Here is a 26,036-nt window from a genome sequence, read left to right as displayed (position 1 = left end):
AAGATGAACACGTACACGTCAGTGCCCAGCGGCGAGCAGGTGGTCCAGGAACTGCCGTGGCGGTGGGCCGTCCAGGGCCGGATTTTCCTGATCGGCGGGCTGGGCTTCATGTTCGATGCCTGGGACGTCACGCTCAACGGCATCCTCATTCCCCTGCTCTCCAAACACTGGTCCCTCGAGCCGGCCGACGCCGCATGGATCGGCACGGCCAACCTGATCGGAATGGCCCTGGGCGCCTTCGCCTGGGGAACCATCGCGGACACGATCGGGCGTAGGAAGGCCTTCACCGCTACGCTGCTGATCTTCTCGCTCTTCACCGTGCTGGGCGCCTTCGCCCCGGATTTCCTGTGGTTCTGCGTCTTCCGGTTCATGGCCGGCTTCGGGCTGGGCGGCTGCATCCCGGTGGACTATGCCCTGGTGGGCGAGTTCACGCCGCGGAAGCAGCGCGGCCGGGTGCTCACGGCGATGGACGGCTGGTGGCCGGTGGGTGCCGCGCTGTGCGGTTTCGTGTCCGCCGGGCTCATGGCCGCCTTCGCCGACTGGCGCCTGACCATGCTGGTGATGGTGCTGCCGGCCCTGCTGGTGTTCTGGGTGCGGCGCAGCGTGCCCGAATCCCCGCTCTTCCTGATCCGCAAGGGCCGCCGCAAGGAGGCCGCGGAAGTCATCGACGCCCTCGTGGCCGCCACCGGCGCGCCGCCGCGCGCCTACAGCCTGCCCGACCCCCAGGCCGCTCCGCGGCTTTCCGCCGGGAGCGCCTGGACCCAGTTGCGCAGCCTGTGGCAGTTCAGCTGGAAGATCACGACGGCGGCGTGGGCTTTGTTCTTCACCGTCCTTCTCGTGTACTACCTGAGCCTGACCTGGATGCCGCGCATCCTGATCGGCGCCGGGTTCGAGGAGTACAAGGCCTTCCTGACGACGGCGGGAATGGCCGCCGTCGGGCTCCTGGGCGTGGTGGCGGCAGCGCTGCTCGTGGAGCGCCTGGGCCGCAAATGGATACTGGCGGTCAGCGGTCCGTTGTCCGCCGGGACGCTCGTGGTGGTGGCGCTGGTGGTGGACATTCCGTCCGCGGCGGTGTTCTGGCTGCTGGTCTTCGGCTTCGTGGTGCAGGTGGCCATCCCGGTGCTGTACGCCTACGTGTCCGAGCTCTACCCCACGGAGCTTCGCGGCTCGGGCTTCGGCTGGGCCTCGACATTCTCCCGCCTCGGAGCCGGCTTCGGCCCCCTGGTGTTCGCCTCGTTCTTCTGGCCCACCTTCGGCCTGGCCACGTCCTTCGCGCTGGCCGGCGGCCTGGTGCTGCTGGCCGTCATCTGGATGGGGCTTTTCGCCCCGGAAACCAAGCAGCGCGCGCTCGACTGAGCCCATGCGCCGCCGAAAAGGTCAGTCCCGGCGCCCCAGCACGCGGGCAAGGACCATGCTTTCCTTGGTGGACACCTCGGGCAGGTAGGCGCGCGCCAGGGCCATGCCGATGCGCGGCAGGGCCGAGAAATCGGGGAAGGCCATGAACAGCGTGGAGTATTCAGGGTGGAACTTCGCCTTGAAACGGAACAGGGAACCGAAACCATAGGCCGGCTCCAACGTCCTGGAAAGCCAGGCAAGGAAGGCGGCGATGCCTGCCGCGGGTGCCTCCGGAGCTGCGTCCGCGGGCACGGGCTTGGTGGCCAGCGGCGCACCGGACAGGCTCACGAACCGGGCGCCCGCCTCCTGCAGATGCAGCGCGGCGGAGGCGATCAGGAATTCCATGACGCCGTTGTGGGATTCGGGGGCACGGCGCATGAAGTCGAGAGTCCAGGCCACGACTTCGCCGTCTTCGTGCACCGGCATCCAGGACGTCAGCGCTTCGATGCGCCCGTCCTCGGCAACGGCAAGCATGAGGCGGACATCCGGGTCCTTGAGTTCTTCCAAGCCGCCGAGCGTGAACCCCATCTCGGGCAGCTTGTTCTCCGCCACCCAGGATTCGGAGATCGCCACGATCTCCGTGGTTGCCGCGAACGGCAACTCACTCCACGAGGTCCACACCGCCGTCCTGCCCTCACGGACCGCCTTGTTGAGCGCGGTCCGCACGCTCTGCCAATGTTTGCCCTGCATGGTGAGTCCTTCGGTGTGGATCACCGTTTCTTCCCCGACCGGCATGTGCCGCCAGCCGAGGTGCTCAAAGACAGGCAGCAGCCCGGAATGGAAAGAATAGAAGACGGGGGTCCAGTTGTGTTCATCGCAGAACACCAGGAACTCCCGGATGGTCTGTTCCACCCGGTCCGGGGCGCAGACGGGCTCGCCCAGCACGATGGCCTGCCCGTTGACCTCGCGGTACGCCAAGGCTCCCTCGCCGTCGCGGGTGAACCACGGCGTGTTGCCCTCCCAGGTGGTCATATGCCCCAGCGAGCCGCCGCCGCGGCGGCGCAACAGCGCACGGAACTTCTCGACGTCGTGCGCTACCGCGAGGCGGGGCGAGCGCGAGAGCAGCCACAGGGCGGCCACGACGAAGACCGCCCAGAAGGCGGGTCCGCTCCATTGGTAGGCCCAGCTCACCACCGTGTGCCGTGGGAGGACGAAATGTCCAGGCCCGCTAAGGAAATGCGGCGGCACGAAGCGGCGCGGCGCATCGAGGAACACTCCTGAGGCGGTGATGCGCGGGGCAATCGACTTCAGCGCCGAGAGGGCGGCCACCGTGCAGGCACCTGCCAGGACCAGGAAGGAGCCCAGCAGCACCAGGAGGAAACGGCGGAAAGCCCGCCGGGGCGCATGGATTCCGAAGTGCCTGCGTTTGAGCACGAGCATGATCAGCGACGCCGCCGGCACCAGTGCCGCCGTGAGCATCCAGATGACGAGTTCCTGGCCGTTGAACGGGCGGTGCACGGCAGTTCCCGCCTGCCCGATGAGCCGCACGACGCTGAAGGATCCGGGGGAAGCCAGCAGGATGGCCGTGTTCACGCCCACCGCGAGCCACCAGCCGAAACGCCGGCCCCGGTACAATCCCCACGCCGCCAGGCCCAGGAGCACCACGGGTACGAAGGCAAGGGCCACCATGCCCGGCCCCTGCGAACCGATCCTGGCCAGCTGGTGGATGCAGAGCCGGGACAGCGGGAGATCGCCGTGGCAGGCGGCGGCGAGCATGCCGGGATCCACGGGGTCGTTCATGAACAGGTAGGAACCGAAGGCGAAAGGCGTCAGGTCCGTGCTGCCCAGGAAGGCCACCAGCGGTCCCACCGCCGTGACCAGGACGACGGCGGCAACGAGCGTGCGGGTCTCCCGGTGGGAGCTGTAGGCCACGTGGAGCGGGCGTTTGCTGGTCCTCAGCCATGCCCCCAACGGGAGGCCGGCCAGCACGGCCAGGAGCCGGTAGAAGTCCTCGGGATCCCCCGAGTAGAGGACGAAGATGAGGACAAACGTCAGCAGCACCACCCTGATCCGGCGCCTCCACAGCAGCCCCATGCTGCCCGTGGCGGTGGAGAGGGCGCCCAGGACGCCGGTCAGCGGATCCACCGTGGCAGAGGTGGAGGCGCTGGTGGACCACCATTCCCAGGTGAGGGTTCCCAGCCATTGCAGCAGGATGCCCAGGAACCCGCCCGTCAGCCCTGTCGTGAGGAAGGCGAGCGCGGCCTTCCGGGTCCCGAGGGTCCGTTCCGCCAGGCCGAGGAGGAGGACCGCCCCGATCGCGGCCAAGGCGGTTGCCGTGGCGTCCTGGGGGACCAGCAGGGCCGTGAGCAGGGTCCACCACCGGCCTCCTTCGAAGGTGGCGTCCACGCCCTGGCCCCAGATCCGGGCGGCATCCATGCCGAACAGCGTGCGGCTGAACACCGCCGCGGCGAGGAACACGGCCGCCATCAGGAAGGAAAAGGGAATGCGCCGGAAGAAGCCGTCCAGGCGCTCCTTGGTGTTTTGCAAATGGCTGCGCCGCCCCGCCGGCAGGCTCTCCGCTCCGCTTTGGGCGGGTGGACGCTGCCGGGTGATGTTGTTGTTCATGACGGCGACAATCCCCAACGCGGGTAGAGGATCCGGAAGGCTTCGGCGAGCCCTCCGGCGACGGCGTTGCGAACGTGGCCGGCTCCCGGAACGCTGTAGAAGGACGCCTTGATTCCCACCTGCAGGGCGGTGGCGAGCATGCGTTGCGCCTGTTTGGTGTAGTCCGGGTCCTTGCTCCCGGCCGTGTACACGGCAACCATGTCTTCGTAGCGGCCGTGGGCGAGCATGATGTTGCGGGGCTTCACGGCGTCGTAGTCCTGCTGCTTCCCGCCGAACACCGTGGCCAGGTTGTAGGCGGGCTTTTCGGAACCCTGGAACTCTTCCCCGGAGATCGAAATGAAGCTGCCGAAATCCTGGGGGTACTTGGCCGCGAAGTAGCTGGCGCAGACCCCGCCGTCCGAATATCCGGCGAAGGCCCAGTGCTTCCTGTCCTGCATGATGGGCAGGTTGGCGCGGGCCCAGGGCAGGACGTCCTGCATCACGTAGCTCTCCACCTTGCCCCGGTTCGAGTCCAGGCAGAGCGGGTCGCTGTAGGGATCCCCGAGCTGGTCGACCACCAGGATGATGGGCGCCAGGCCGTGGTTCCTGGCGGCCATCGCGTCGGCAACGTTGGCGGCGGGCTGCGGACTGGGCGCTCCCGGCTGCCCCATCATCATGATCATGAATGGCAGGAGCGGAGGATGCTTCACCAGGGCCGCCGGAGGAAGGTAGAGGCCGGACCAGCGTGCCTGGAAGCCGGAGTGCTTGGCCGGGATGGGCAGGGGCGTCTTGCCCCTCAGGCCGGCCTGCGGCATGTCGGCAGGGGCCGTCCACGTCTTGTACAGCGGCAGCTCCGAACCCTTGAGCCACGAGGAGCGGAGCGGGATGCGGACGGTGTTCGCGGTGTTGATGTTCAGCACCGAGCCCAGGGTCTGGTTCAACCCGTAGGCCGCGTTGACCTGGAACGCCGCGGTCGCCGCGAACACCAGGACCGATCCGGCCGCGAGCACGCTGCGCCACCAGCGGCCGCCCCGGAAATTGGCGATGGCGAGCGCGGTGGCAGCGAAGGAGGCAGGCGCCCAGAACCAGACCTCGGAAATGAGGGGTCCCCCGAAGGTGTTGTCAACGAAGACGCAGTACCAGAGGACTCCGAGCCCCAAGGCGGTCCCCGCGGCCAGCGCGCCGGCGGCCACCGCGAACCAGCGGACCTTTCGCCTCTTGAACAGCAGGTAGGCCAGCAGGAGCGAACTCAGGAGGGTCCAGGCGAGCAGGAAGCGCGGACCCGTTACCGCCATATCCAGGACGGGTTTCCAAAATCCCATGACCATTCCTCGCAAGTCCGCCGGTGTTACTCAAGGCGCGCAATGGCCTGTTCCGCCCGGCGTGCGATGTCTTTATAGCAAGCGATTCTGGGCGATGTCTGACAAAGTGCTGACAAGCAGCTTGCGCTCAACCACCTTGATGCGTTCGTGGAGGGAGTCCTGGTCGTCACCGGGGAGGATGGTCACGGCTTCCTGGGCGATGATGGGGCCGGTGTCCACGCCGGCGTCCGCCCAGTGGACGGTGCAGCCGGTGACCTTCACTCCGTAGGCGAGGGCGTCGCGCACGCCGTGGGCGCCGGGGAACGCGGGCAGCAGGGCCGGGTGGGTGTTGAGGTACTTGCCGTGGAAGGTGTCGATGAACTCGGGGCTGACGATCCGCATGAAGCCCGAGGAGACCACCACGTCGGGCTGGTACGAGGCCACCTTCGCGGTCAGGGCGGCGTCCCATTCGGCGCGGGTTTCGAAGGAGTTGAAGTTCACCACGAAGGTTTCCAGGCCGGCGTCGGCCGAGCGCTGCACGCCAAAGGTGTCTTCGCGGTCGGCGCCCACGGCGGCGATCTCGACGTCGAGCTCCCCCGCTTTGACGGCGTCGATGACCGCTTGGAGATTGGAACCGGTGCCGGAGACGAGGACAACAATGCGCATTGCAATAGCTTATGGCTGCCTCGCGTAGGCTGGAAAACATGAACCCCGACGCCGCACCCCGCCCGCAGCTGCCAGCTCACGGGGAGGCTGCGGAAGCCGCGCAGTCCCGCACGCAGCTCTTGTTCCGAAGCTTCCTGTTGACCGTGCTGGGCGCGGCGTTCGTTTACACCCTCAACGTCAGCTACGTGTGGCTGTGCGGCATCCTCACCCTGGCGGCCTGGGTGCTTGGCGTTGTGGTGGTGGTCCGCACGGTGCGGCTGCGGCAGAGCCGGATCCTGCTGTACGGGACCATTTCCGGGCTTCTGGTTTCGGCGGTACTGGGGCTGCTGGTGGTGTTCTCTATCTTGTTCTTCACGCAGGTCAGCGCCTTCCAGGAGTGCGCCCGCGACTCCCTGACAGAACAGGCCCGGAGCAGCTGCACGGCGGCCTTCGAGAATTCCCTGCCCCCGGCGCTGCGGCCCTAGAACTTGGCGGTCTCCAGGTCCGCCTCGCGCAGCTTCTGCCGGCGTTCCAGCCACGGCCCGGCCGAGTAGCCGATGACGACGCCGATCCCCACCTCCGCGGCCAGCCAGGCTGCCGTCCACAGCGGGTCCGGTCCGATCTCCGTGAGGCGGCCGACCCCGGCTGAGCCCCGCGCGATCCAGGCCAGCGCACCGGCAAGGACGCCTGTGACGGCCCCGATCAACGCACCGAGCACCACGGTGGACGCGGCGGCGGTGAACCAGCGGGCCCTGATCTTGATGGAAAGCCATTCGTCGAAGTGGTTTTCGCCCTCGCGCAGGAACCACCAGCCGGCCAGCACGCCGGCCAGCACGGGAAGCACCAGGGCCACCACGCCGAACTCCAGGTGTCCGGTGGGCAGCCCACCGAAGACCGGGATGGCGGGCAGCGGCCCGACGGCGGTGCCCAGCGGTCCGGCGTGCGAGCCGACTCCCAGCGAGAAACCTGCGCCCGAACTCCAGGCCAGGGTGAAGACCACCAGGTTGGGCAGGTAGCCGAGCTGGGCGATGGTGAGCACGGCACCACCGAGCGCCCCGGCCTTGAGGCCTTCGAATACGGCGATGATCTCCGCCCAGTGGATACCGAGGTCCACCGCGAGCAGCAGGGCGGCCAAGGCGAGCGAGGCCATGAGCGCCACGGAACCTGCCTTGATGGCGGACGCGAAATAGGAACCGGCCCAGCGGGAGTGCTGGCTGGTACGCGCGATCCAGTCCACGGCGTCCACGCCGATGAGCCTGCTCCAGGAACCAGATTCGCGGCGCGCTCCCACCACCATCCCCAAGCCGAAGGGGATCAGCGGCAGGAGCATGGCGAGCCAGATGTTGATCACCACTTCCTGCGTGCGGCACACGAAACCGGTGGCGGCACCAAAGGCACCGTAGACCAGGACCGCACCCAGGAAGGCCTGCCACAACTGATCCGTGTAGGAGGCCCGGGCCAGGCGGCGCCCGGCGCGCCAGGCCAGAAGGAAGGGAATGAGGGTCAGGCCCAGGGGGAACAAGGAGAGGACGCCGCTGCCCGGCTGGGCTGCGGTGCCGAGGTTGACGGACGCCAACTGGAGGGGCACGCCGTGGATGAGCAACCAGGCCTGGCCGGCCAGCCGGGCCAGGAAGTCGATCTTGCGGTTCTCGAATCCGTCGGTGGCCCAGACACCGGCGAGGGGCAGGATCACCACAAGCGCGGAGATGATGGCGGCTTGCGCCGATTCGAGCGCTCCCTGGAGCGCCAGGGGCATCGGGAGGCCACGGTTTCCGGTCTGGTCAGCACGCAATTTCATCGTGTTCCATCGTGCCACGAAGGCCCTGCCCGGGCCGGTCGGGCGCGCTGGCGCGCGGCTGTTTTGACGACTGCCCCGCGCGCCCGCGGACCGGCAGCCTGTTGCGGGAGGCAGGGGCCGCCGTCGGGCGCCTTTTCAGCTGCCCGGACGTAAGATGGGGAGTGTTCCCACGGAATGGTTGGAGGGCATATGAGCAGCGCGGCGTCACATGCACAAGGAGTCCATTTCGGGCGCCAGGACATCCAGGTCGCCGGCCTCGGCGTGGCCCTGCTTGTAGCGCTGGTGGGAGTGCTGGGCTTCGTTCCCGGCATCACTACCCAGTACGCGCAGATGCAGTTCTTCGGGCCAGGTTCGCATGCCATGCTGCTGGGCTTGTTCCAGGTGTCCATGCTGCTGAACTTGCTGCAGCTGGCCATCGGGGTGAGCGGCTGGTTCATGTCCCGCACGTCGTCCGGAGCACGTGCGTTCCTTTATGGCTTCGGCGCCCTGTATGTGCTGCTGAGTGCCTACGGGCTGGGCGTCGGGGAGGAGTCAGCTGCGAACTTCCTCTCGGTGAACATCCTGGACAACTGGACGCACCTGGTGCTTGGAATCCTGATGATGACTGCCGGCTGGATGTTCTGGCCCAACCAGGCCGATCGGAGAAAGTAGCCCGGATCTGGCAATCCCGGGACGATGAGGAGTGGCCAATGAATAGCGAGCACAGCTCAATCTAACGAGTCATCAAAAAAGGGTTGGCGCAGTCAATCCGGCGAAGCTGCCGGGGCTGCGTCAACTCTTGTTTCTCGGACCGCCGCCCGCCTGTCGCCGCGCGCCGGTCGCCGCGCGGCTGGCCGCCCCGGTCCGGGCCAAAAATCACTGGACTTCCATCCATCTACTTGCACAGACTGTCCTAAGAACCGGCAGCCCGGCCTATTTGGGGGTCCACCACGGAGCCTGTTCACTGACGCTGAGAGGATCAGTCATGGGAGACCTTGTAGCTTTCCTGCCGCTTGCTTTCGGAATCATCGGTGTGCTGATCGTCATCGGGGTCGTCTGGGGCCTCACCAAGGCGATGTGGAAAGTGGCCGAACCGAACGAGGCCCTGATCATCTCCGGCCTGACCCGCGGAACCCTCGAAAACACGGACGGCATGGACTTCAAGATCGTCACCGGCAAGGGCGCCCTGGTGGTCCCCGGCCTGCAGACTGTCAGGACCCTTGCGCTGACCCTGAACGAGACGGAACTGCAGGTCAACTGCGTCACGTCCCAGGGCATCCAGGTGGTGGTGGAAGGCGTGGTGATCTACAAGATCGGCGATTCGCCCGCATTCATCGCCAATGCCGCCCGGCGGTTCCTGGGCCAGCAGCCCAAGATGGAAAGCCAGGTCTACAACGTCTTCGAAGGCCACCTGCGCTCGATCATCGGCAGCATGACGGTCGAGGAGATCATCCGTGAACGCGACAAGCTGGCCTCGCTGGTCCGCAGTGCGAGCGGCGTCGAGATGGAGAAACTCGGCCTCGTGGTGGACTCCCTGCAGATCAAGGACCTGCAGGATCCCACCGGCTACATCCAGAACCTCGCCAAGCCGCACATCGCCCAGGTCAAGATGGAGGCCCGGATCGCCGAGGCCACCAGGAACCGGGAGGCCGCCGAGAAGGAGGCCGAAGCCGCGGCCCAGATCGCCGACGCGCAGAGCCTCTCGGCCATCAAGCAGTCCGCGGCGCAGGCAAACGCCGAAAAGGCACGGGCCAACGCCGCCCAGGCCGGCCCGCTCGCCGACGCGACCGCCCGCCAGCAGGTGGTGGTGCAGGAAACCGAAGTGGCCAAGCTCGAGGCCGACCGCGAGGAGCAGAAACTCCAGACCACCATCCGCAAGCCCGCCGACGCCAAGGCCTACGCACAGCGCACCGAGGCCGAGGCGCAGAAGGCGGCCGACATCAGCGCCGCGGAGGCACGGGCCAAGCGCACCGAACTCGAGGCCCAGGCCAACGCCCGGAAGCTGGAAGTCGAGGCGCAGGCGAGCGCGGCCGCTGCGGCTGCGATGGCGGGCGCCACCCGGGTCACCGGCGAGGCCGAGGCCGCCGCAACGAAGGCCCGCGGCGACGCCGCCGCCTCGGCCGTGAAAGCCAAGGCGCTTGCCGAAGCGGAGGGCATCAAGGCGCGCGGCGAGGCGCTGGAGACCAACCAGGATGCGGTCATTTCCCAGCAGCTGGCCGAGAACATGCCGGCCATCGTCGCCGCTGCGGCCGAGCCGTTCGCGCATGTGGGGCAGCTGACCGTGCTGAACGGCGGCGAGGGCCTCAACAGCATGGTCGGCGGCATCCTGTCCCAGGTCGGAAACTTCCTGCCCTCGCTGGCGTCGGCGCTGAAGAACGGGAAGGACGCCGTCAAGCGACCCCCGACCACGCCCAAGTCCTGACCCCCATGTATAAGAACGTCGACCACAGCCTCACCGGCAAGATCGGCCGCGTCACGGGCCGGATCGGCCCCGGGACCATCGGCGAGGTGATGCTGCCGTACCGGGGCGGCGTGAGCGCCTTCCACGCCCACCCTTTCGATAAGAGCAGCGAGTTCCCCGTGGGCGAGAACGTCCTGGTGATCTACTTCGAGCCGCCGCAGACCGTGTACGTAGATGAGTTGCCGGAGGTCCTCAAGCACGACGGCTAAGGCCGGTTGCCGGGCAGGGGTGACCACCGGGTCGGTCCATACCTGAGCGGCTGGTTCGGCGCGGGGCCGCCGGCCCCGGGCTGTACGTGACCGGGCTCCGGGTGACCGGGCCGTACGTGACCGGGTTCCGGGTGAAAACGCACCTTCACGGGGGTCCCGTTCGCAGCGACAGGACCAGCAGCGGTCCCAGCGCCGGCTCCGGCGCGGCGGGCGCGGTCATAGGCCGCCCGCTTCGCCGCATCCGACAAGACCGCGTAAGCCTGCATGATGGCATGCAGGCGCTCGAGGTCGCGCGCTTCGGAGGTGCCGCCGTCGTGGTTTTCCTGGCGGGTGTCCGGATGGAGCCGCCGCAGCAGGCCGCGGTAGGCACGGGTGATCTCGCGTGCCGTGGCCGTAACCGGCACGTTCAGGATCTCGTAGTAGTCGGGGTGGCTGTTTCCCAAGATCGGTTCCCGGTCAGGGTGCTATGAAATCGGGGTGTTGGAAATGGGGATGGCCCCCGGGCGGACCGGGGGCCATCCGTCGGGAGACACCGTCGGGGGCCGCGTTTCCTCTGCGCAACAAGCGCTGTGGCGTGGCGCGAAGCCTGCGCCCGTTTTCCGATGCGGTCGGTCCGATGCTCCCGGTCACGCGCTCCGCCATGGCCACCGGACCGTATGGCGGAGCGAGCGGATCAGGCGTTGATTTCCTGGCGTTGTTCGTTGGACGTGATCTCGATGCGCCGCGGCTTGGCCTTTTCGGCCACGGGGATGCGCAGGGTCAGGACGCCGGCGTCGTAGCTGGCCTTGACGCCGTCGGTGTCCAGGGTGTCGCCGAGGATGAGTTGCCTGCTGAAGACTCCCTGCGGGCGCTCTGCGGCGACCATCTCGGTGTCCTCACCCGCCGGCGACTTGCGCTCGGCTTTGACGGTCAGGACATTGCGTTCGACGTCGAGCTCGACGGACTCCGGGCTTACCCCGGGCAGGTCCAGGGCAACGATGAATTCGTCGCCTTCCTGCCACGCATCCATGGGCATGCCGGCGGGGCGTGCTGTTGTGCCAAAAACCTGTTGGGCGAGCCTGTCGAATTCGCGGAACGGGTCAGTGCGCATCAGCATGTTGTTCTCACTCCTTCAGATCTTGATGCTGATTTGTTGTCTTTGTTGTTGTCCCAGCCAACCATGATCTGCTTCGGTTGGTATAGATTTTTTATAGCACTGGTGAAAGAGTGGTGCAAGAAGATTTTCTTCTTTCTTGAGAGGGTTCCATGGCGGGTTTGGGCAGCGGCAAGTCCGCTGGGGAGCACGACGGCGGTCCGCGCGCCGAAGAGCGCGACGCCTCCGGCAACGGGGATGGACGGGACGCACTGGGCGTCTACGCCATTTCCGTCGCGGCGGAGCTGGTGGGCACCGGGCAGCAGAACCTGCGCCTGTACGAACGCAAGGGACTGCTCACCCCGGACAGGACCGGCGGCGGCACCCGGCGATACAGCGAAGCCGACCTGAAGACGCTGCGCCGGATCGGAGCACTCCTGGATGAGGGGCTGAACCTTGCCGGGGTGAAGTTGGTGTTGGAGTTGGAAGCTGCGAACCGCGGGCTGACCGAGGATAACCGCGGGCTGACCGAAGACAATCGCGAATTGAGGGCGGACAACCGCGGGCTCCGGAAGGACCTGAAGCAGGCGCGGGACGCCGCAGGCCCACGGTGAACGGCGAGGGCTGACAAGCCACGGCGGTGCCTGCCGCCGTCGACGGGCATCTGTTAACCAAAGTTTTCCCGCACCGTCACGCCCTCTCCCCCGCGCCGCCAACCGCCGCGCACACCGTGGAGGGGTGAGGATCGCAATCGTCGCCGAATCATTCCTGCCGCTGATGAACGGGGTAACCCACTCGATCCTGCGGGTGCTGGAGCATCTGCAGGAGCGTGGGGACGAGGTGATGGTGATTGCGCCGTCGACGTCGGACACTGATGTTTCGAGCGTCGTGAAGGGTGCGTATGTGCACCGGCTTCCGTCGGTTCCGCTGGCCGGGTACACGAATGTGCGGGTTGCGTTGGGTGGTGTGAGTCGGGTCAAGCGAATCCTTGCCGATTTCGCCCCCGACGTCGTTCACCTCGCCTCCCCGTTCGTGCTCGGCTGGCGCGCCGTGCAGGCCGCACACCAGCTCGGCATCCCCACGGTTGCCATCTACCAGACCGAGGTTCCCAGCTACGCCGGGCGCTACGGCGTGCCGTTCCTGGAGAACTGGGCCTGGAACCGGGTGGACAACATCCATCTCCTGGCCGACCGTACACTGGTCCCGTCCACGTTCGCGCTGAACCAGCTGCGCGGCCGCGGGATCCTGCGGGTGGGCATGTGGCGGCGCGGTGTGGATACCGCGCGCTTCAACCCCGCGAAGCGTTCGACGGCGTGGCGCGCCTCGGTGGCGTCCGACGGTCAACGCATCATCGGCTACGTCGGCAGGCTCGCCGTCGAGAAACAGGTGGAGGACCTGGCCGTCCTCGCGGACCTGCCTGGCACCCGGCTCGTGATTGTGGGTGACGGACCGCAGCGCGCCGCGCTGGAATCCGCCCTGCCCGGCGCGGTATTCACGGGCTTCCTGGGCGGCGACGCCCTGGCTGAGGCCGTGGCCTCCTTTGACCTGTTCGTCCATCCGGGCGAATTCGAAACTTTCTGCCAGACCATCCAGGAAGCCATGGCCTCCGGTGTGCCCGTGGTGGCCACCGGCCGCGGCGGCCCCTTGGATCTCGTGGAGAACTCCCGCACCGGCTGGTTGTACGAGCCCGGTTCCTTGGGGCAGTTGCGTGCCTATGTGCAGGACCTGATGGGCGACGACGCCAAGCGCCGCGCGTTCGGAGCGGCGGCCCTCGCGTCGGTCCAGGGCCGGACGTGGCCCGCCCTCAGCTCCGAACTGGTGCGCCACTACAGATCCGTGATCGCCGGCGAGGAGATGGCGGAACTGCCTGTTGATCCGCCGGTGCCCGTTCCTCCGGCACCTGTCATCCCGGCACCTGCCATCCCAGCGCCGCCCCTGACTTCCAGCAAAGGACTTGCCTCATGAAAATCTCCGTCATTGGCTGCGGCTACCTCGGTGCCGTGCACGCTGCCACCCTCGCCTCGATGGGCCACACCGTGGTGGGCATCGACGTGGATGCCCAGAAGGTGGCGCACCTGAACAAGGGCTTCGCACCGTTCCACGAACCCGGCCTGGACGAACTGCTCCGCGACGGTTTCGCCACCGGACGGCTGAGCTTCTCTACCGAGTTCGAGGATGCCGCCAGCGCAGCCTTGCATTTCCTCTGCGTGGGTACCCCGCAGTCCAAGACCTCGGACATGGCGGACTTGTCGTACCTGATCGCGGCCACGAAGAGCCTGCTGCCGCACCTGGCGAAGGGTGCCGTCGTCGTGGGCAAGTCCACCGTTCCGGTCGGCACGGTGGACATGCTCCGCGGCGTCCTGGCCCGCCGTCCGGACGTTCTCCTGGGCTGGAACCCCGAGTTCCTGCGGCAGGGCACCGCCGTGAAGGACTCGCTGGTGCCGGACCGCCTGGTCTACGGGGTGTCCGGCGGCCGTTCATCCGCCGCCGGTATTCCGGTGACGAAAGTGCTGGACGCCGTGTACGCGCCGCTGATCAGCGCGGGCATCCCGCGGCTCATCTGCAACTTCGCGACAGCGGAGCTCATCAAGTCCGCTGCGAACGCCTTCCTCGCCACTAAGGTCAGCTTCATCAACGCCATGGCCGAACTGTGCGACGCCTCCGGTGCGGACGTGTCTGAACTCAGCGAGGCGATGGGCCTGGACCCGCGGATCGGCAACCGGTACCTGCACGCCGGTCTCGGTTTCGGCGGCGGCTGCCTGCCCAAGGACATCCGCTCCTTCCGGGCCCAGGCGCGGGCGCTCGACGTGCCATCCGTTGACGAGTGGATGGGCGTGGTCGATTCGGTCAACCTGGGCCAGCGTTCGCGCACGGTGGAGGTCGCCCGGGAACTGTGCCGCGGCCACCTCTCCGGGCGTACGGTGACCGTGCTGGGTGCCGCGTTTAAGCCGGACACCGACGACATCCGCGACTCCCCCGCCCTGGACGTCGCCCTGCAGCTTGCCGCCGCCGGCGCCCACGTGACGGTCACCGATCCGAAGGCGATCAACAATGCCTGGATGCGGTACCCGCAGCTGCGCTTCGAGTCCTCGGTTTCGCGGGCGCTGGAGGGCGCCGAGCTGGTTCTCCTGCTGACCGAGTGGGAGGAGTACCGCTCGCTGTCGCCTGTCGCCGTCGGCGAGCTCGTACGACGCCGGACGCTGCTGGACGCGCGGAACGTGCTGGACGCGTCAGCATGGGAAGCCGCCGGATGGACGGTGCGGGGGCTGGGGACTGGGGATTCGGCGCCTGCGAAAGCGACGCAGACGGCTTTCAAATCCATGGATAGCTTCAAGGGCCGAGTGACAACTCGGTGAGCCAGGGCTGAAGGTATGAGGATGCCCCGGCCAGTGACCGGGGCATCCTGCATAATTCGAATCTTTAAAGACCGGCTTTGGTGGCACCGTATTCTGCTTGTGCCTCGGTGAAACCCTCAAAGATCAGCTGGTCGATCAGTCCGGCCCGGGAGAACGAGGTGTAGTCCAGATAATCCTTTGCTTTCTTTGCTGCTTGCTCGTTCCAGTTTGCGTTTACTCGGTCTGCGGCCCAAGTAGCATCCGCAGTTGAAAACTTTTCGAACTCCAACTGATTGATCAGGCCAGAGCGCGAAAAGGCTGTGTAATCCAAATAGTCGGCGGCCTTACGCAGAGCATTCTGCTGACTGATTGTTCCGGCTTTGGCGGCGGCCTCTGCAGCTGCCGCCGCATCGGCCTTGGCTTTGGCCTTCGCTTCGGCGTCAGCTTTGGCCTTGGCATCAGCCTCGGCCTTAGCCTCTGCAGCGGCGTCAGCTTTGGCCTTGGCATCAGCCTCGGCCTTAGCCTCTGCAGCGGCGTCAGCTTTGGCCTTGGCATCAGCCTCGGCCTTAGCCTCTGCAGCGGCGTCAGCTTTGGCCTTGGCATCAGCGTCTGCCTGAGCCTTGGCAGAGGCCGAGGCTTCGGCCGCTTCCGCGGCCGCATCTTTTGTAGGTGCAACGGCGGAGGGAGTTGCACCCGTGGGTTCAGAAATGGCAGATGCAGTCACAGGGGCGGAGCCGGCCCTGGCAGCATTGAAGACGATGCTCAGAAGAACCAAGACTCCCGTGACGATCCAGGCTACCCTCTTGTGCTTGTCGTACCCTTCAAGGAGCAAACCCTGCTTGTCCCGCATCTTGTTGGTCAGAACCAGAATGAGGTCGACAAGTGCCCAGATCCCGAATCCTCCGAACGTGATTAGCTTCGGATTCCGGTTCCAATCTTGCCCAAGTAGAAGCGGTCAACACCGAGAACGCCAAGAAGAAGCGAAAGTAGCCATGTCGTCAGGAATGACTTATTGCTTAGCTGTGGCTGGCTGTACCCGTAGGTGGGCGGGTAGGGCGCGACATTTGGTGGTTGGCTCATGAGAGTCCTTTCAGAGGACACCTGACCGACGTGCGATGCGAAGCGTGCGGAGTGGGTGTGAGTGATGGACGCGCATGGAGAAAACCGCGGAGAACGGTCCGTAGAGGCGATACTCTTCGCAAGGCGACAGAAACATTCGTGTTCGCTTCCCCAATAGCGTCACGGGTGTAATTCGCCCGCAAGCTGGATGCTACAATGCTGCCCACTAATTTGACATATCATTTGCAGATATTTCCCCAACGGGCATGAATCAACAAACAAGAACGCCGCCGCTGTCAGCCAGCGCAACAGAATCGGCTCATGACTTGGACCTGCGGGTCGGGAGCACGCCACCTCATCAATGATTTCGGAGCGCGGCTAATCGACTGGGGTGACCCCATGCCAGTTGAGGCTAACGAGGCATGATTTCGATTTTGGCTTCGACATTGCAAGCTGCCTGAAGCTCGGCGATCACCTTTTCATCTTTCTTGCTGTCCCCGCGCCCACCTGAGGCGGGTCGCATGAGAACGTCGGCGGCGGCCGCCGATTTTGTCCTCAAGGCCGCTGGAGCGCCCAAGGAAACCACGAGCACGCGCTGATCGACCTCACCTGCAGTTATGGTGCCCGCGAATATTGAACGCACGATTTCCTGCCAGGCCATGCACGTTTCCCTCGCCGAGAGACTCTTGACGACCTCTTCACCGGTCTTTTCAATCAAGGGCGGCTTGCTTGCCTGGCCCGCCGTCGGCGCCCCGGACAAGCCGCTGTTCTCGGGCGAGGCGGTTTCAAACCCGGCCGGGTCGGCTCCGGCCGGAACCATACAGCCAGCAAGGGCCAACGTGCTGAGTAGTGGTGCCAATGTGGCGAGCAGCCTGTTCATCGTGCTCCTGACGTCGTGGTTTCCCACCACGCTATGAGCACCCTCTCCCTGGCAACACCAGCAATCCGGGCTATGTGGATATCACGCTCAAAGCAACAGAAAACAAAAAGCAGGGCCGGTCAATCGACCGGCCCTGCTTTTTTGAATCCTAAACCTAGATGGCCTGGATGTTCACTGCCTGGGGACCCTTGGGGCCCTGCTCGACATCGAAGGAAACCTTCTGGTTCTCTTCGAGGGAGCGGTAGCCCGAGGAGTTAATTGCGGAGTAGTGGGCGAAAACGTCCTGGCTGCCATCTTCCGGGGAGATGAAGCCGAAGCCCTTTTCGGCGTTGAACCACTTGACGATACCTGTAGCCATTTTTTTCAGTTCCTTACTGAAGGTGGAGGGTTGTCCCGACTGTCGGGCCTCCGGTGTGGGGTGTTCTCCACCGTTACTTCAGAAGTCGCGGGCGGTGAGCCGCGGGAACTGCCTGAACTACCAAATGCCAAACACAACAACACCGTCTAGTCTACAGAGGTTTGGGCGTATGGCTAGTGGTTTGCGAAAATCCGTCCCGCGCCCCCAGGCCCGTTCCTCTACGGGGTCACCCCAAACGTCGCCAGCCAGTCCTGCACCACCGGAATGTCCACGCGCTGGTAGCCGTCCAGGTAGCGGCAGTTGGCGGTGTAGCCGTAACTGGTTACGCCTACGATCTGGTTGTCCAGGAACAGCGGGCCGCCTGAGTCACCGAAGCAGCTGCCGCCGGTTCCACGCACGTCGTTCGGGTTGCCGTTCACCTGCAGGATCTGCGGGGTGAGCTTCTGTCCGGGGACCTCCCAGTAGCGGCGGATCAGCGGGTAACTCATCGGGCTGGGCTTCTGTGGTCCGCTGTCCGGCTTCCGGACTTCGGTGCCGTAGCCGACGCCGGTGAAGATCGTCCTGCTGAGGCTGCCCGTCGGGATCTGGTCGAGCCGTCCGGCGGGGGCCAGGGCCGACGTCGCGTGGTCGAGCGGCTGGCTGAGAACCACGACGCCGACGTCGTTCCAGTTCTTCAGGTCAGTGAAATTCGAGTAGTTGGGGTGCGCGTAGGCGGTGCCGTAGATCTGCCCGGCGAGGTCAGCGGCCGTGTAGCCGACGCTCGGATCCGCGGCTGCAGGAATCCCCGACGGCGGTTGTTCGGCAATGACCGACTCGAAAGTCACGAGGGTGAGCCCGAGGGTTCCTGAAGTACAGTGCGCGGCGGTGAGGATAACTGTTGGGGACACCTGGGTGGCACTGCACCGGAAGCGGCCGTCCGCCTGATAGAAGACGATCATGCCTACGCTGGGATGCAGCTCGCCGTCGGGCGTTCCACCCGTGCTGGCCTGGGCGGCAGGGACGCCGATCAGGAGTGCGGATAGAGCAGTTCCCATGACCGCCAAAGAGGCGACAAGTCTCTTGAACATCAATCAACCCTTCTGCTGAGAGCCCCGGAACGGGACCCGCTGAGGACAGTTTCCTCCTCAACCCCTTGTGTGACTAGGGCCTCGTGCGTATCGTTCGCCCGCCCAAGCTCCGCCGGCTCCCAGACGGCCTGCTGAGCAGGAGCCTATGCGTGCCAGGAAATGGCGTTCGTGACGAAGCGTGCAATTCTTTCGACCGAGGCCCGCACGGCCGGGTCCTCCACAACAAGCTGCTGCAAGGCCCGTTCAACGCAATCAGCCACCTCGCGCCAGGTTATCCAGCAGCACACCTCCGGGATCCTAGCCATCAGCTCGGCGACGGAACCTGGTTCATCTCCGACACGATGCAACACTGGCTCAAGAAACGCCTCAATGGCATCTTCGACGCTGAAGTGGCCGCGGCCTTTCACGGCCACTGGCGGCTCGACTCCCAGGAGCAGCAGAACGGGGACGGCGCCGCCCGCGTTGGCCAGCAGCGCCAGGTACTCCCGGGCTAGTTGTTCTGGCTGGAACGCGCTGGAGCGAATGCGCTTGGCTTCCACGAGGACATATGCGCTCGGCGACTGGATGATCGCATCCGGTTGAACCACAACTCGCTGGCTGGCGCCCCGGCCCGGTTGTACCTCGAGTTCCCTAGGGAGAAAATGCAGACTCGCGGCAGCAGCTTCGTCGGTACACAAATTTCTGGCGCTCAGCGCACCGTGAGCCGACTGGAAGATTTCGCCAAGAAATGCCCTTCGAGGAAGAAAGTCGAGGCCAAGGAGAACCTCAGCTGTCAGGACATTCTCGAGTCCGCGGCCACCCGCCCGATAGTTCTTAGCCTTTTCCCACGAGACTTCTTCCAAGAGCTTCCCGACCGTCGAGGCGTAGGCGCCGGTTCCTCCCAATTCCATGCCCTGCTCCACTCCCTCGTCGTTTTCGCATGCCTATTGATTCCACGCCGGGCGTCGACCGCGTTGAGCCGTTCTACCCCGCGATTGACACCTGCGGCAAGAGTCGGGGAATCGGGCGTTCCCGTGCGCGGTGACACCTCCCGCCTCGGAGCGCCCAAGCGTACAGTTCTGCCATGGAACCGAAACGGGTCATTCTTCTTCCCGGCAGTGTCCTTCCCGCGGAGCCGGCGTACGGCGAATTGATCAAGGCGCTGGGGCCGGATGTCGACGCCGTCGCCAAGGATCTTGAGCTTTATGAAGGCGACGCTCCCCCGCCGGACTGGACCCTCGACGACGAGATCGACGGCGTGCTGCGCGTGGCCGACGGCCGCGGCTGGGATACCTTCCATCTGCTCGGATATTCCGGAGGCGGCGCCGCTGCCCTGGCCTTCACCGCCAAGCATCCCGAACGCCTGGAAAGCCTGGCGCTGCTCGAACCGGCCTGGGCGGGCAGTTGGGACTGGAGCCCGGCGCATGCCGAGCTCTGGGAGGAGTACGACGAACTGGACCTGCTTCCGCCCGATGAGTTCATGTCGGCCTTCATGCGGCTGGGCGTGAAGCCCGACGTCGTCCTGCCGCCTCCGCCGCCCGGCAACCCGCCGCAGTGGATGGGCAAGCGGCCGGCGGGGATCAGGGCGTTCATGCGTACCTTCAAGAACTACGAACTGGACCGCGAACGGCTGGCCTCCTTCCGGCGCCCCGTGTTCCTGGCGCTCGGCGGACTCAGCAACCCGGTGGATTACGGAGAGGTGGCCGAACGGCTGTCGAAGGTGTTCCATGACTTCCGCATGGAAGTGTTCGAGGAACGGCACCATTTCGACCCGCCGCACCGGATCGAGCCCGAGCGGCTGGCGGGAATGCTGCGGGCGCACTGGGAACGGGCGGAGAACCGCACCCTTCGGGACTGAGGGTTATCCGGCGCCCGGGCAGGCCCAGCCAGCCGGGTTCTCAACGCAATTCTCCGCGACTTGGCGCGTCTCGGTGCGCCACACACTCACCAACTGCGCCGGCGAGGCGAACTGACCGGTCCCCGTGATCGGCAGCGGCGGGCCACCGTTCACCGAATAGGTCCCGCGGAACCTGGTGGTTACGCCGAGCCGGAAGTCGCCGGTCTGCTTGTAGACGTGGCTGGTGCGTGTCTTGGTGCCCCATTCGTCCTCGGCGATCGAGCCGCCGGCAAACATGGTGGGGCCAAAGCTCGTGCCGTCACCGTAGTTGTAGGTGTATTCGACCGGCGCCGCCTCCAAGTGGACGTTCTGCCCCAGGATCACGACGTCGAACGCCTGCTCGTCTGCCGCAGCGAAGACATTCGTTTCCATCCCCTTAAGGGTGTGCGGACCGGGCTGGACGGTCACCTTTGCCGGCTGGATCGGGAGTTGCCGGAAGTCGTTCGCAATGCGGGCAGCGATGGCCCGCAAGACGTCTTCGGGGTCAGGGTCGTAGATACAGCTCGGCCCGCCCTGCGGCTGCCAGTCCGAATAGATGGGGTTCGTCACCGACTTCGGGGCGTATTGCCACTGAACCGGCTCTCCGCGCTTGCCGCCAGGCGTCCGCGGCTGGCAGTTCACCTGGAGTTCGCAGCCAGTATCCAAGCCATCCCGATCAATGTCGCAGAGTGGAAGGTACTTGTATTGGTATGGGTCACTGTCCACGTAGCCTGGCGGGGTTGCTTTCAACTCGCCCGTCTTCTGATCGAGTTGATATCGACCAGCTACATCGATTCCGGTATCAGCAAAACCGACCGATGGGGGCTGAGCCGGTGGAGGCGGTGGAGGTGGAGGAGCAGTCTCAGCGAACGCAGGCCCGCCGAGTTGAACGACGAGAAGCACACAAATTATGGACAGGAAAATAGACCGTTTCATGGCTCACACCAACCGACCCATTTCGTTCACAGTCCAGGAGCCACCCTCAAAAACGGCAAAGAAAGCGGCACCACTATTTGTTTCCGGAGTTGAAGCCCGGCTCGTCTTTCCGGGGGATGCGTAATAGTCAGTTCGTTTCTGAAGAACTTGGACTGCCACAGACTGTTGTCCGGGCCCTTCCTTCCATTGGGCCGCAACACTCGGCGTCTGGATCGTGCCACCGACCAACCAAGCTCCCCCCTTGTATGAAGTAACAACGCGCTCATTCAAAGCCATACAAAACGCGCAACTCGGCTTCGTAAGTGTCTTCCAGACCTTAAAGTCACCCGTCTCATACCCATAGCTCAGCAGCGCGAACCAGTACTTCGTGAACGCCTCCAGCCCAGCCTTCGAGTTCTGATCCGCCAACGCCGGCTTCGCCGGAACCGGAACGTTCTGCGCCTTGCCCTTCGCCGAAGCCGGAAGGTACTTCGCCGACGGAGTGGGCGTCGGGCTCGCTGAAGGTGAAGCTGAGCTGCTTGAAGCGGTCGGCGAGTTACCCGGCGTCGGGCTTCCATCCTGGCACGCCGAGAGCAAGAGGCCGGCTCCTACGAGTGCGGCGACAACTCGGCCGCGGGCAAAGGAAAAGGAGCGTTCAGTCATCGAGATCCCCAGCGAATTCATCTAGACAGTGGAAAAGGGTGCCAATTCGAGAATAACGGATCTGTCACATTCTCGAAAAAAGTTATCCACAGCCCTTCATCTCAGTATCTCGCGGTTCAGCCTTGCCCGACCACCTCCCGCATCACCACCCCCGGGCGTACAGTTCAGCCATGGAGCTCACCCGTTCCATCCTCTTGCCCGGCAGCGTCCTGCCCGCGCAGCCGGCCTACGGTGCCCTGATCGAAGCCCTGGGGCCGGAGGTGCAGGCCGTCGCGAAAGACCTCGAACTTTACGCCGGCGACGCCCCTCCACCCGGCTGGAGCCTGGAAACCGAGATCGACGGCGTCCTCCGCGAGGCCGACGCCCGTCACTGGGACACCTTCCATCTCGTGGGCTACTCGGGCGGCGGGGCCGCTGCCCTTGCCTTCGCCGCGAAACAACCCGCGCGCCTGCTCAGCTTGACACTCCTTGAACCCGCATGGGCCGGCACTTGGGACTGGAGCCCGGCCCACACCCGGCTCTGGGAACAATACGCGGCGCTGGACTCCCTGCCGCCCGAGCAGTTCATGGCCGGGTTCATGAGGCTGGCGGTCAGGCCTGACGTGGTCCTTCCGGCGCCGCCCGCCGGCGACCCGCCGCCGTGGATGGCCAAGCGGCCGGCAGGTATCCGGGCGTTCATGGAGACCTTCCGGAGCTACGAGCTGGACCGCAAGAGGCTGGCGGCGTTCCGGCAACCGGTGCTCATGGTCCTGGGTGGCCTGAGCAACCCGGACGACTTCGGCGAGATCATCGAACGCCTGTCGTCAGTCTTCCCTGATCCGCGGACAGAAGTGTTCCAGGAACGCCACCATTTCGATCCACCGCACCGCATCGAACCGGAGCGTCTCGCCATCCTCCTGCACGCACATTGGGAACGGGCCGAAGGAATCAGCCATGCCGAACTCTGAAACACAGCAAACCGACACCCTCATCGTCGGTGCCGGCCAGGCCGGACTGGCCCTTAGCTACTGGCTCAGCCGGGCCGGGGTCGAACACGTGCTCCTCGACCGTCGTCCGGAACTCGGCGGCGCTTGGCAGGACCGCTGGGACGGCTTCTACCTGAACACCCCGAACTTCTCGATCGACCTGCCCGGCATGCCGTACGACGGTCCCGAACCGGAGGGATTCATGCCGCGCGACGAGGTCGTGACCCTCTTCCGGCACTACGCCCAGGCAATCGGCGCGCCGGTCCGCAGCGGCGCCGACGTCACGCGCATCTCGCCCGCGAACGGCGGCTTCGGCGTCGAAACGTCCGAGGGAACCTGGCGGGCACGCAAGGTGGTGCTGGCCACCGGCGCGTACCAGGTACCCAAGGTCCCGCCCCTCGCCGCCGCCATTCCCGGACGCATCTTCCAGCTGCACTCGCACGAGTACCGCAACCCCGGCCAGCTGCCCGACGGTGAGGTCCTGATTGTGGGGACCGCGCAGTCGGGCGGTCAGATCGCGGAAGAACTGCACTCCGCCGGCCGGCAGGTCCACCTGGCCGTGTCCAGCTGCCCGGAAGCACCCCGCCGCTATCGCGGGCACGACATCCTCCACTGGATCCTGAACCTCGGCATCCACGGGCCCGAGTACGGGCTGAACGCCTTCAGGACGGAGCAACTGCCCTCCCCCGCGGCGCGCTTCGCCTGCAACCCGCTGCTCTCCGGCACCGACGGCGGCCACGCTATCCACCTGCGCGATCTCGGCCGCCAGGGCATGCGGCTGCACGGTCACCTGGATGGAGTCGACGACGGCGAGCTCGTCTTCACGGACGACTTCCCCGAACGCCTGGTCTCAGTTGAGGCCGGGTTCGGGCAGCGCCTGCAGCCGCTGTTTGATGCATACATTTCGGCTGCCGGGATTTCCGCGCCACCGGCGGAGCCGGCACGGGTGGACGACTGGTTGCCCGCGTCCTCGCCACGCTTGAATCTGGCTTCCGAGAACATCACCACGGTCCTGTGGGCCACCGGCTACAAGCTCGACCTGGGAATCGTGGACATCCCCGTCCTGGATGAATGGGATTACCCGCGGCATTCGCGCGGCGTCACCGAATATCCCGGGCTGTTTGCCGTGGGGCTGCCGTGGCTGAGCGGGCACTATTCGTCGATCCTCGGCGGGGTGGGGCTAGATGCGGAGTATCTGGCGGGGAAGATTGGGGAGCCGCCGTATTAACTGCGGTTCTCAGCGGGAACCCTCCATCCCAGTCGGAAAGAATAGCGAAGAGCAGCGTCGAGGATCCCCCAGCACGCCCCCTCGCAAGATCACGCTCCGCGACCTCACAGGCTCAGGAAGCCGGCCGTGACGCTGGTCTCTCCAGCCAGCCACTTTGGACTGTCAAAGAGCCGCGAATCGTAAACACAAACACCGACGCATGGTCCGAATCCAGCGAAATTCGACAGTTCCCGTGGATTAGCTCGGCCATCCAAGTTACATTAGGCAGGTTCCAATTCATCAATTTGGGGGTTAAATTGCCGAAGTCAGAAATTCATTACCGACCGGTTTTGCTAGCCAGAACCGGAGAACGGCAGGGGCTACAGGACCTCACAGATGACGACCATGAGCGATTCACACCAATATTTGTAGCCCCGCCGCGTGCATGGAACTTTCAGACGGAGACTATGGACAAAACGCTGCCACAGCACCTTGAGAAGTTGCCGGCAGAATTCGGTAAGGCACGCAGAGGCCGCGACGCATATATAGACCTGTGCTTTCTCACGGAAGACCTCAGCCTGGTCGATGGGATACATCCGCTCCAATGGCTATACGAACACTCTTTGAAAGAGGGAGTGAGCCTGATTCCGATCGTATCCGCCAATAGCCCGGGGGATCTGATCGCCGCGGCGAGAGACTTACATTCGGCCGAGGACATGGGTGTGTGCCTTCGCTTGCTGCCCGCTGAGTGGCCATCGGCCGATCCTAAAGCATTCAAGGAGTTGCTTGACGAGCTTGGAGTCGGGCCATCTGATGTTGATCTTGTCTTGGATCTTGGAGAAGACACGGCCACCCACCTGACCTTACGGGCACTGGCGCCGGAGATTGTATGGGCCCGCACCAACGGCTCATGGCGATCACTTACAGTGGCTGGGGCAGGTATGCCTGCGCCTAAAGACCTGCCTGGGAAAGGCATCAACGTGCTAGAACGCACCGATTGGCTGACGTACCGTCAGGTGAGTTCTTTTTCGGCGTCCAGTGGCATTGAAGCGCCCGACTACTCCGATTACGGAGTCGCAAATTACGATCCAGTACTTGAAGTTGACCCGCGGATGATGAATATCAGCGCGACTTTTCGCTACACAACACACGAGGTATGGCTCTTTGGTCGGGGAGACTTGTTCAAAGGCAATGGCGGTCGTGGGCTGGGCGGCGCGGCTGTAGCTCCAATGCTGTCAAAGCTGAGGGCACACACGCTGTACTCAGAAACGACACGCGATCTTGCCAATGACTGGATCGACGCGGTGGTGGACCAAGGAGCCTCGGGCGGGCAACCAACCGTTTGGCGCCGCTGGGCAACATATCACCACATCAAGACCGTGTTGAGTCAGCTCTCCAGGTAGTACGGTCCTTTAGCCGGCGTCTGACAATCGAACGAACCTCGTCCAACGGAATTGACTCCGAGAACCTCTCCCAAAGCACCCGCTTGGGTTTCGACCGAACGCCCTTGTCGAGACCCAAGCGGGTCAGTTCTGCGAGAGTTTCATCACGCCATAGAAGCCGAACCAGATAGCTGGCGTCCACTTTTGGATTGAATTCCGCCGGTCTGACTTCCTTTAGGAAAACATCGTCCTCAAGAGCCTGTGCCACGGTAACGCCCCACCAGCCCGGGAGGATCTTAATCGCTTCGTTGTAGTGGTTTTCCGCAACGACCAAGACGGCATAGTCCAGCATTTTGGAGTACAACTCAACCTGTTTCGGGAGCCTCCGCAGCGTATCCTTCGCGCTCTTAAGTTCGTAGCCGGAGAGGCTGCCGTTAATTACGGCAACGTCGACACGGACCTCCCCGCAGAGGTCGAGCTCGTCCACAAAACGGGTGTTGTCCAGGTCGTGTCTGTGTTGACTAAGGAGATCCCTGTGCAGGGCCAGCCTCACATCAATATCTCGCACGTCGTCAGCCTAGCACCGAAGGTTCGAGCGGCCCGGCGGGAGCTCGCACTGATTCCTGCCGGCTCAGTCCGTTGATTTGATCCTTCCGGACCTTTCGGCTCGGTCACTGGCCAAGCCTGTAGGAGGCATCCCGCTCGATCCCAAGTGCCTGTCAGATTTGATTCCCTTCTGCCCATGCAAGGGCAGCATTGCAGGCACGCTTGCGAGCAGGCTGTGTGCAAAGAGAGGAGCAGAGGTGGCCCGTCGATATGTCCGGCAGTCCCGGCTCCCGCGAAGTGCCGACTTCAGTTCACAGCCATCCTGACGCAGGTGCCGAACTCCCGTACCGCCGCTGTGGGACGGCAGTTTCGCAGAATGCGGCTAGCCCAAGTTGGACTG

At 64.9% G+C, this 26,036-nt stretch carries 27 protein-coding genes; 12 read left to right on the top strand and 15 right to left on the bottom strand.

The window, feature by feature from the left end:
- Positions 1-3: 3 nt before the first annotated feature.
- Positions 4-1,356, top strand: coding sequence for an MFS transporter (locus tag ACN9M4_RS05060; RefSeq protein WP_426302472.1), 1,353 nt, complete (start codon positions 4-6; stop codon positions 1,354-1,356).
- Between the two features lie 21 nt (positions 1,357-1,377).
- On the opposite strand, the gene ACN9M4_RS05055 is transcribed toward ACN9M4_RS05060, so the two are convergent.
- From ACN9M4_RS05055 to purN, 3 genes are all read right to left on the bottom strand, one after another.
- A complete protein-coding gene (locus ACN9M4_RS05055) occupies positions 1,378-3,960 on the bottom strand; it encodes a phosphatidylglycerol lysyltransferase domain-containing protein (protein ID WP_426302471.1) in 2,583 nt (860 codons plus the stop codon).
- The gene (locus ACN9M4_RS05050; protein ID WP_426302470.1) at positions 3,957-5,261 is read right to left on the bottom strand and encodes an alpha/beta hydrolase; all 1,305 of its coding nucleotides are present in this window, start codon (positions 5,259-5,261) and stop codon (positions 3,957-3,959) included. Before ACN9M4_RS05050 ends, ACN9M4_RS05055 begins: the two co-directional genes overlap by 4 nt.
- A gap of 72 nt (positions 5,262-5,333) precedes the next feature.
- Entirely contained in the window at positions 5,334-5,906 is a 573-nt protein-coding gene (gene purN, locus ACN9M4_RS05045) for a phosphoribosylglycinamide formyltransferase (RefSeq protein WP_426302469.1), read from the bottom strand.
- Positions 5,907-5,944: 38 nt separating this feature from the next.
- Here purN and ACN9M4_RS05040 point away from each other — a divergent pair, with 38 nt between their 5' ends.
- Positions 5,945-6,370 carry a hypothetical protein gene (locus ACN9M4_RS05040; protein ID WP_426302468.1) on the top strand — a complete coding sequence of 142 codons (426 nt, stop codon included), beginning with the start codon at positions 5,945-5,947 and terminating at the stop codon, positions 6,368-6,370.
- Here the strand turns inward: ACN9M4_RS05040 and ACN9M4_RS05035 are convergent.
- Positions 6,367-7,683 (bottom strand): DUF6350 family protein, encoded by a 1,317-nt coding sequence (locus ACN9M4_RS05035; RefSeq protein WP_426302467.1) that lies wholly within the window; start codon positions 7,681-7,683, stop codon positions 6,367-6,369. The two genes, ACN9M4_RS05040 and ACN9M4_RS05035, sit on opposite strands and share 4 nt — an antisense overlap.
- A 189-nt stretch (positions 7,684-7,872) precedes the next feature.
- On the opposite strand from ACN9M4_RS05035, the gene ACN9M4_RS05030 reads away from it, so the two are divergent.
- The 3 genes from ACN9M4_RS05030 to ACN9M4_RS05020 all read left to right on the top strand — a co-directional run bounded on the left by ACN9M4_RS05030 (position 7,873) and on the right by ACN9M4_RS05020 (position 10,332).
- Positions 7,873-8,334 (top strand): DUF4383 domain-containing protein, encoded by a 462-nt coding sequence (locus ACN9M4_RS05030; protein ID WP_426302466.1) that lies wholly within the window; start codon positions 7,873-7,875, stop codon positions 8,332-8,334.
- 313 nt (positions 8,335-8,647) lie between these two features.
- Positions 8,648-10,084: a flotillin family protein gene (locus ACN9M4_RS05025; RefSeq protein ID WP_426302465.1), complete on the top strand. Its 1,437-nt coding sequence runs from the start codon at positions 8,648-8,650 to the stop codon at positions 10,082-10,084.
- Positions 10,085-10,089: 5 nt separating this feature from the next.
- Complete coding sequence (locus ACN9M4_RS05020; RefSeq protein ID WP_426302464.1) at positions 10,090-10,332, top strand: hypothetical protein; 243 nt, start codon at positions 10,090-10,092, stop codon at positions 10,330-10,332.
- Here the strand turns inward: ACN9M4_RS05020 and ACN9M4_RS05015 are convergent.
- Together ACN9M4_RS05015 and ACN9M4_RS05010 are read right to left on the bottom strand one after the other, a co-directional pair.
- Positions 10,329-10,775 (bottom strand): J domain-containing protein, encoded by a 447-nt coding sequence (locus ACN9M4_RS05015; protein WP_426302463.1) that lies wholly within the window; start codon positions 10,773-10,775, stop codon positions 10,329-10,331. The genes ACN9M4_RS05020 and ACN9M4_RS05015 overlap by 4 nt on opposite strands.
- A 230-nt stretch (positions 10,776-11,005) precedes the next feature.
- Positions 11,006-11,428 carry an Hsp20/alpha crystallin family protein gene (locus tag ACN9M4_RS05010; RefSeq protein WP_426302462.1) on the bottom strand — a complete coding sequence of 141 codons (423 nt, stop codon included), beginning with the start codon at positions 11,426-11,428 and terminating at the stop codon, positions 11,006-11,008.
- 149 nt (positions 11,429-11,577) lie between these two features.
- Here ACN9M4_RS05010 and ACN9M4_RS05005 point away from each other — a divergent pair, with 149 nt between their 5' ends.
- The 3 genes from ACN9M4_RS05005 (at position 11,578) to ACN9M4_RS04995 (ending at position 14,760) form a co-directional block, all read left to right on the top strand.
- On the top strand, positions 11,578-12,018 hold the full coding sequence (locus tag ACN9M4_RS05005) for a MerR family transcriptional regulator (protein ID WP_426302461.1): 441 nt from the start codon (positions 11,578-11,580) through the stop codon (positions 12,016-12,018).
- A 124-nt stretch (positions 12,019-12,142) separates the two neighbouring features.
- Complete coding sequence (locus ACN9M4_RS05000; protein ID WP_426302460.1) at positions 12,143-13,369, top strand: glycosyltransferase family 4 protein; 1,227 nt, start codon at positions 12,143-12,145, stop codon at positions 13,367-13,369.
- Entirely contained in the window at positions 13,366-14,760 is a 1,395-nt protein-coding gene (locus tag ACN9M4_RS04995) for a UDP-glucose dehydrogenase family protein (protein ID WP_426302459.1), read from the top strand. The genes ACN9M4_RS05000 and ACN9M4_RS04995 overlap by 4 nt, the downstream gene beginning before the upstream one ends.
- A gap of 64 nt (positions 14,761-14,824) precedes the next feature.
- Here ACN9M4_RS04995 and ACN9M4_RS04990 read toward each other — a convergent pair whose 3' ends face one another.
- The 6 genes from ACN9M4_RS04990 to ACN9M4_RS04965 form a co-directional block, all read right to left on the bottom strand.
- Complete coding sequence (locus ACN9M4_RS04990) at positions 14,825-15,589, bottom strand: Ltp family lipoprotein (RefSeq protein WP_426302458.1); 765 nt, start codon at positions 15,587-15,589, stop codon at positions 14,825-14,827.
- Positions 15,590-15,651: 62 nt separating this feature from the next.
- Positions 15,652-15,819 carry an NINE protein gene (locus ACN9M4_RS04985; protein WP_426302457.1) on the bottom strand — a complete coding sequence of 56 codons (168 nt, stop codon included), beginning with the start codon at positions 15,817-15,819 and terminating at the stop codon, positions 15,652-15,654.
- Between the two features lie 391 nt (positions 15,820-16,210).
- Positions 16,211-16,678: a hypothetical protein gene (locus tag ACN9M4_RS04980; protein ID WP_426302456.1), complete on the bottom strand. Its 468-nt coding sequence runs from the start codon at positions 16,676-16,678 to the stop codon at positions 16,211-16,213.
- Positions 16,679-16,832: 154 nt separating this feature from the next.
- Positions 16,833-17,036, bottom strand: coding sequence for a transcription antiterminator/RNA stability regulator CspE (gene cspE / locus ACN9M4_RS04975; protein ID WP_074586232.1), 204 nt, complete (start codon positions 17,034-17,036; stop codon positions 16,833-16,835).
- 218 nt (positions 17,037-17,254) lie between these two features.
- Positions 17,255-18,103 carry a trypsin-like serine protease gene (locus ACN9M4_RS04970; RefSeq protein ID WP_426302455.1) on the bottom strand — a complete coding sequence of 283 codons (849 nt, stop codon included), beginning with the start codon at positions 18,101-18,103 and terminating at the stop codon, positions 17,255-17,257.
- 143 nt (positions 18,104-18,246) lie between these two features.
- Positions 18,247-18,993: a hypothetical protein gene (locus ACN9M4_RS04965; protein WP_426302454.1), complete on the bottom strand. Its 747-nt coding sequence runs from the start codon at positions 18,991-18,993 to the stop codon at positions 18,247-18,249.
- A 173-nt stretch (positions 18,994-19,166) separates the two neighbouring features.
- Between ACN9M4_RS04965 and ACN9M4_RS04960 the strand changes: the two genes are divergently transcribed.
- Complete coding sequence (locus ACN9M4_RS04960; RefSeq protein WP_426302453.1) at positions 19,167-19,940, top strand: alpha/beta fold hydrolase; 774 nt, start codon at positions 19,167-19,169, stop codon at positions 19,938-19,940.
- Between the two features lie 3 nt (positions 19,941-19,943).
- On the opposite strand, the gene ACN9M4_RS04955 is transcribed toward ACN9M4_RS04960, so the two are convergent.
- Positions 19,944-20,528 (bottom strand): hypothetical protein, encoded by a 585-nt coding sequence (locus ACN9M4_RS04955; RefSeq protein WP_426302452.1) that lies wholly within the window; start codon positions 20,526-20,528, stop codon positions 19,944-19,946.
- Between the two features lie 369 nt (positions 20,529-20,897).
- Positions 20,898-21,536 carry a DUF6318 family protein gene (locus ACN9M4_RS04950; RefSeq protein ID WP_426302451.1) on the bottom strand — a complete coding sequence of 213 codons (639 nt, stop codon included), beginning with the start codon at positions 21,534-21,536 and terminating at the stop codon, positions 20,898-20,900.
- A 170-nt stretch (positions 21,537-21,706) separates the two neighbouring features.
- On the opposite strand from ACN9M4_RS04950, the gene ACN9M4_RS04945 reads away from it, so the two are divergent.
- Genes ACN9M4_RS04945 through ACN9M4_RS04935 form a run of 3 tightly spaced genes read left to right on the top strand, consistent with a single transcriptional unit; the run spans position 21,707 to position 25,111 of the window.
- Positions 21,707-22,483: an alpha/beta fold hydrolase gene (locus ACN9M4_RS04945; RefSeq protein ID WP_426302450.1), complete on the top strand. Its 777-nt coding sequence runs from the start codon at positions 21,707-21,709 to the stop codon at positions 22,481-22,483.
- Positions 22,470-23,729, top strand: coding sequence for a flavin-containing monooxygenase (locus ACN9M4_RS04940; protein ID WP_426302449.1), 1,260 nt, complete (start codon positions 22,470-22,472; stop codon positions 23,727-23,729). Before ACN9M4_RS04945 ends, ACN9M4_RS04940 begins: the two co-directional genes overlap by 14 nt.
- Positions 23,639-25,111 (top strand): beta family protein, encoded by a 1,473-nt coding sequence (locus ACN9M4_RS04935; protein ID WP_426302448.1) that lies wholly within the window; start codon positions 23,639-23,641, stop codon positions 25,109-25,111. Before ACN9M4_RS04940 ends, ACN9M4_RS04935 begins: the two co-directional genes overlap by 91 nt.
- Here ACN9M4_RS04935 and ACN9M4_RS04930 read toward each other — a convergent pair.
- Positions 25,080-25,658, bottom strand: coding sequence for a sce7726 family protein (locus tag ACN9M4_RS04930; protein WP_426302447.1), 579 nt, complete (start codon positions 25,656-25,658; stop codon positions 25,080-25,082). The two genes, ACN9M4_RS04935 and ACN9M4_RS04930, sit on opposite strands and share 32 nt — an antisense overlap.
- Positions 25,659-26,036 lie beyond the last annotated feature (378 nt).

It is taken from the genome of Arthrobacter sp. R-11 (genome assembly GCF_049913155.1).
Taxonomy (GTDB): Bacteria; Actinomycetota; Actinomycetes; order Actinomycetales; family Micrococcaceae; genus Arthrobacter.
This window is presented reverse-complemented; position numbering and strand designations above follow the sequence as displayed.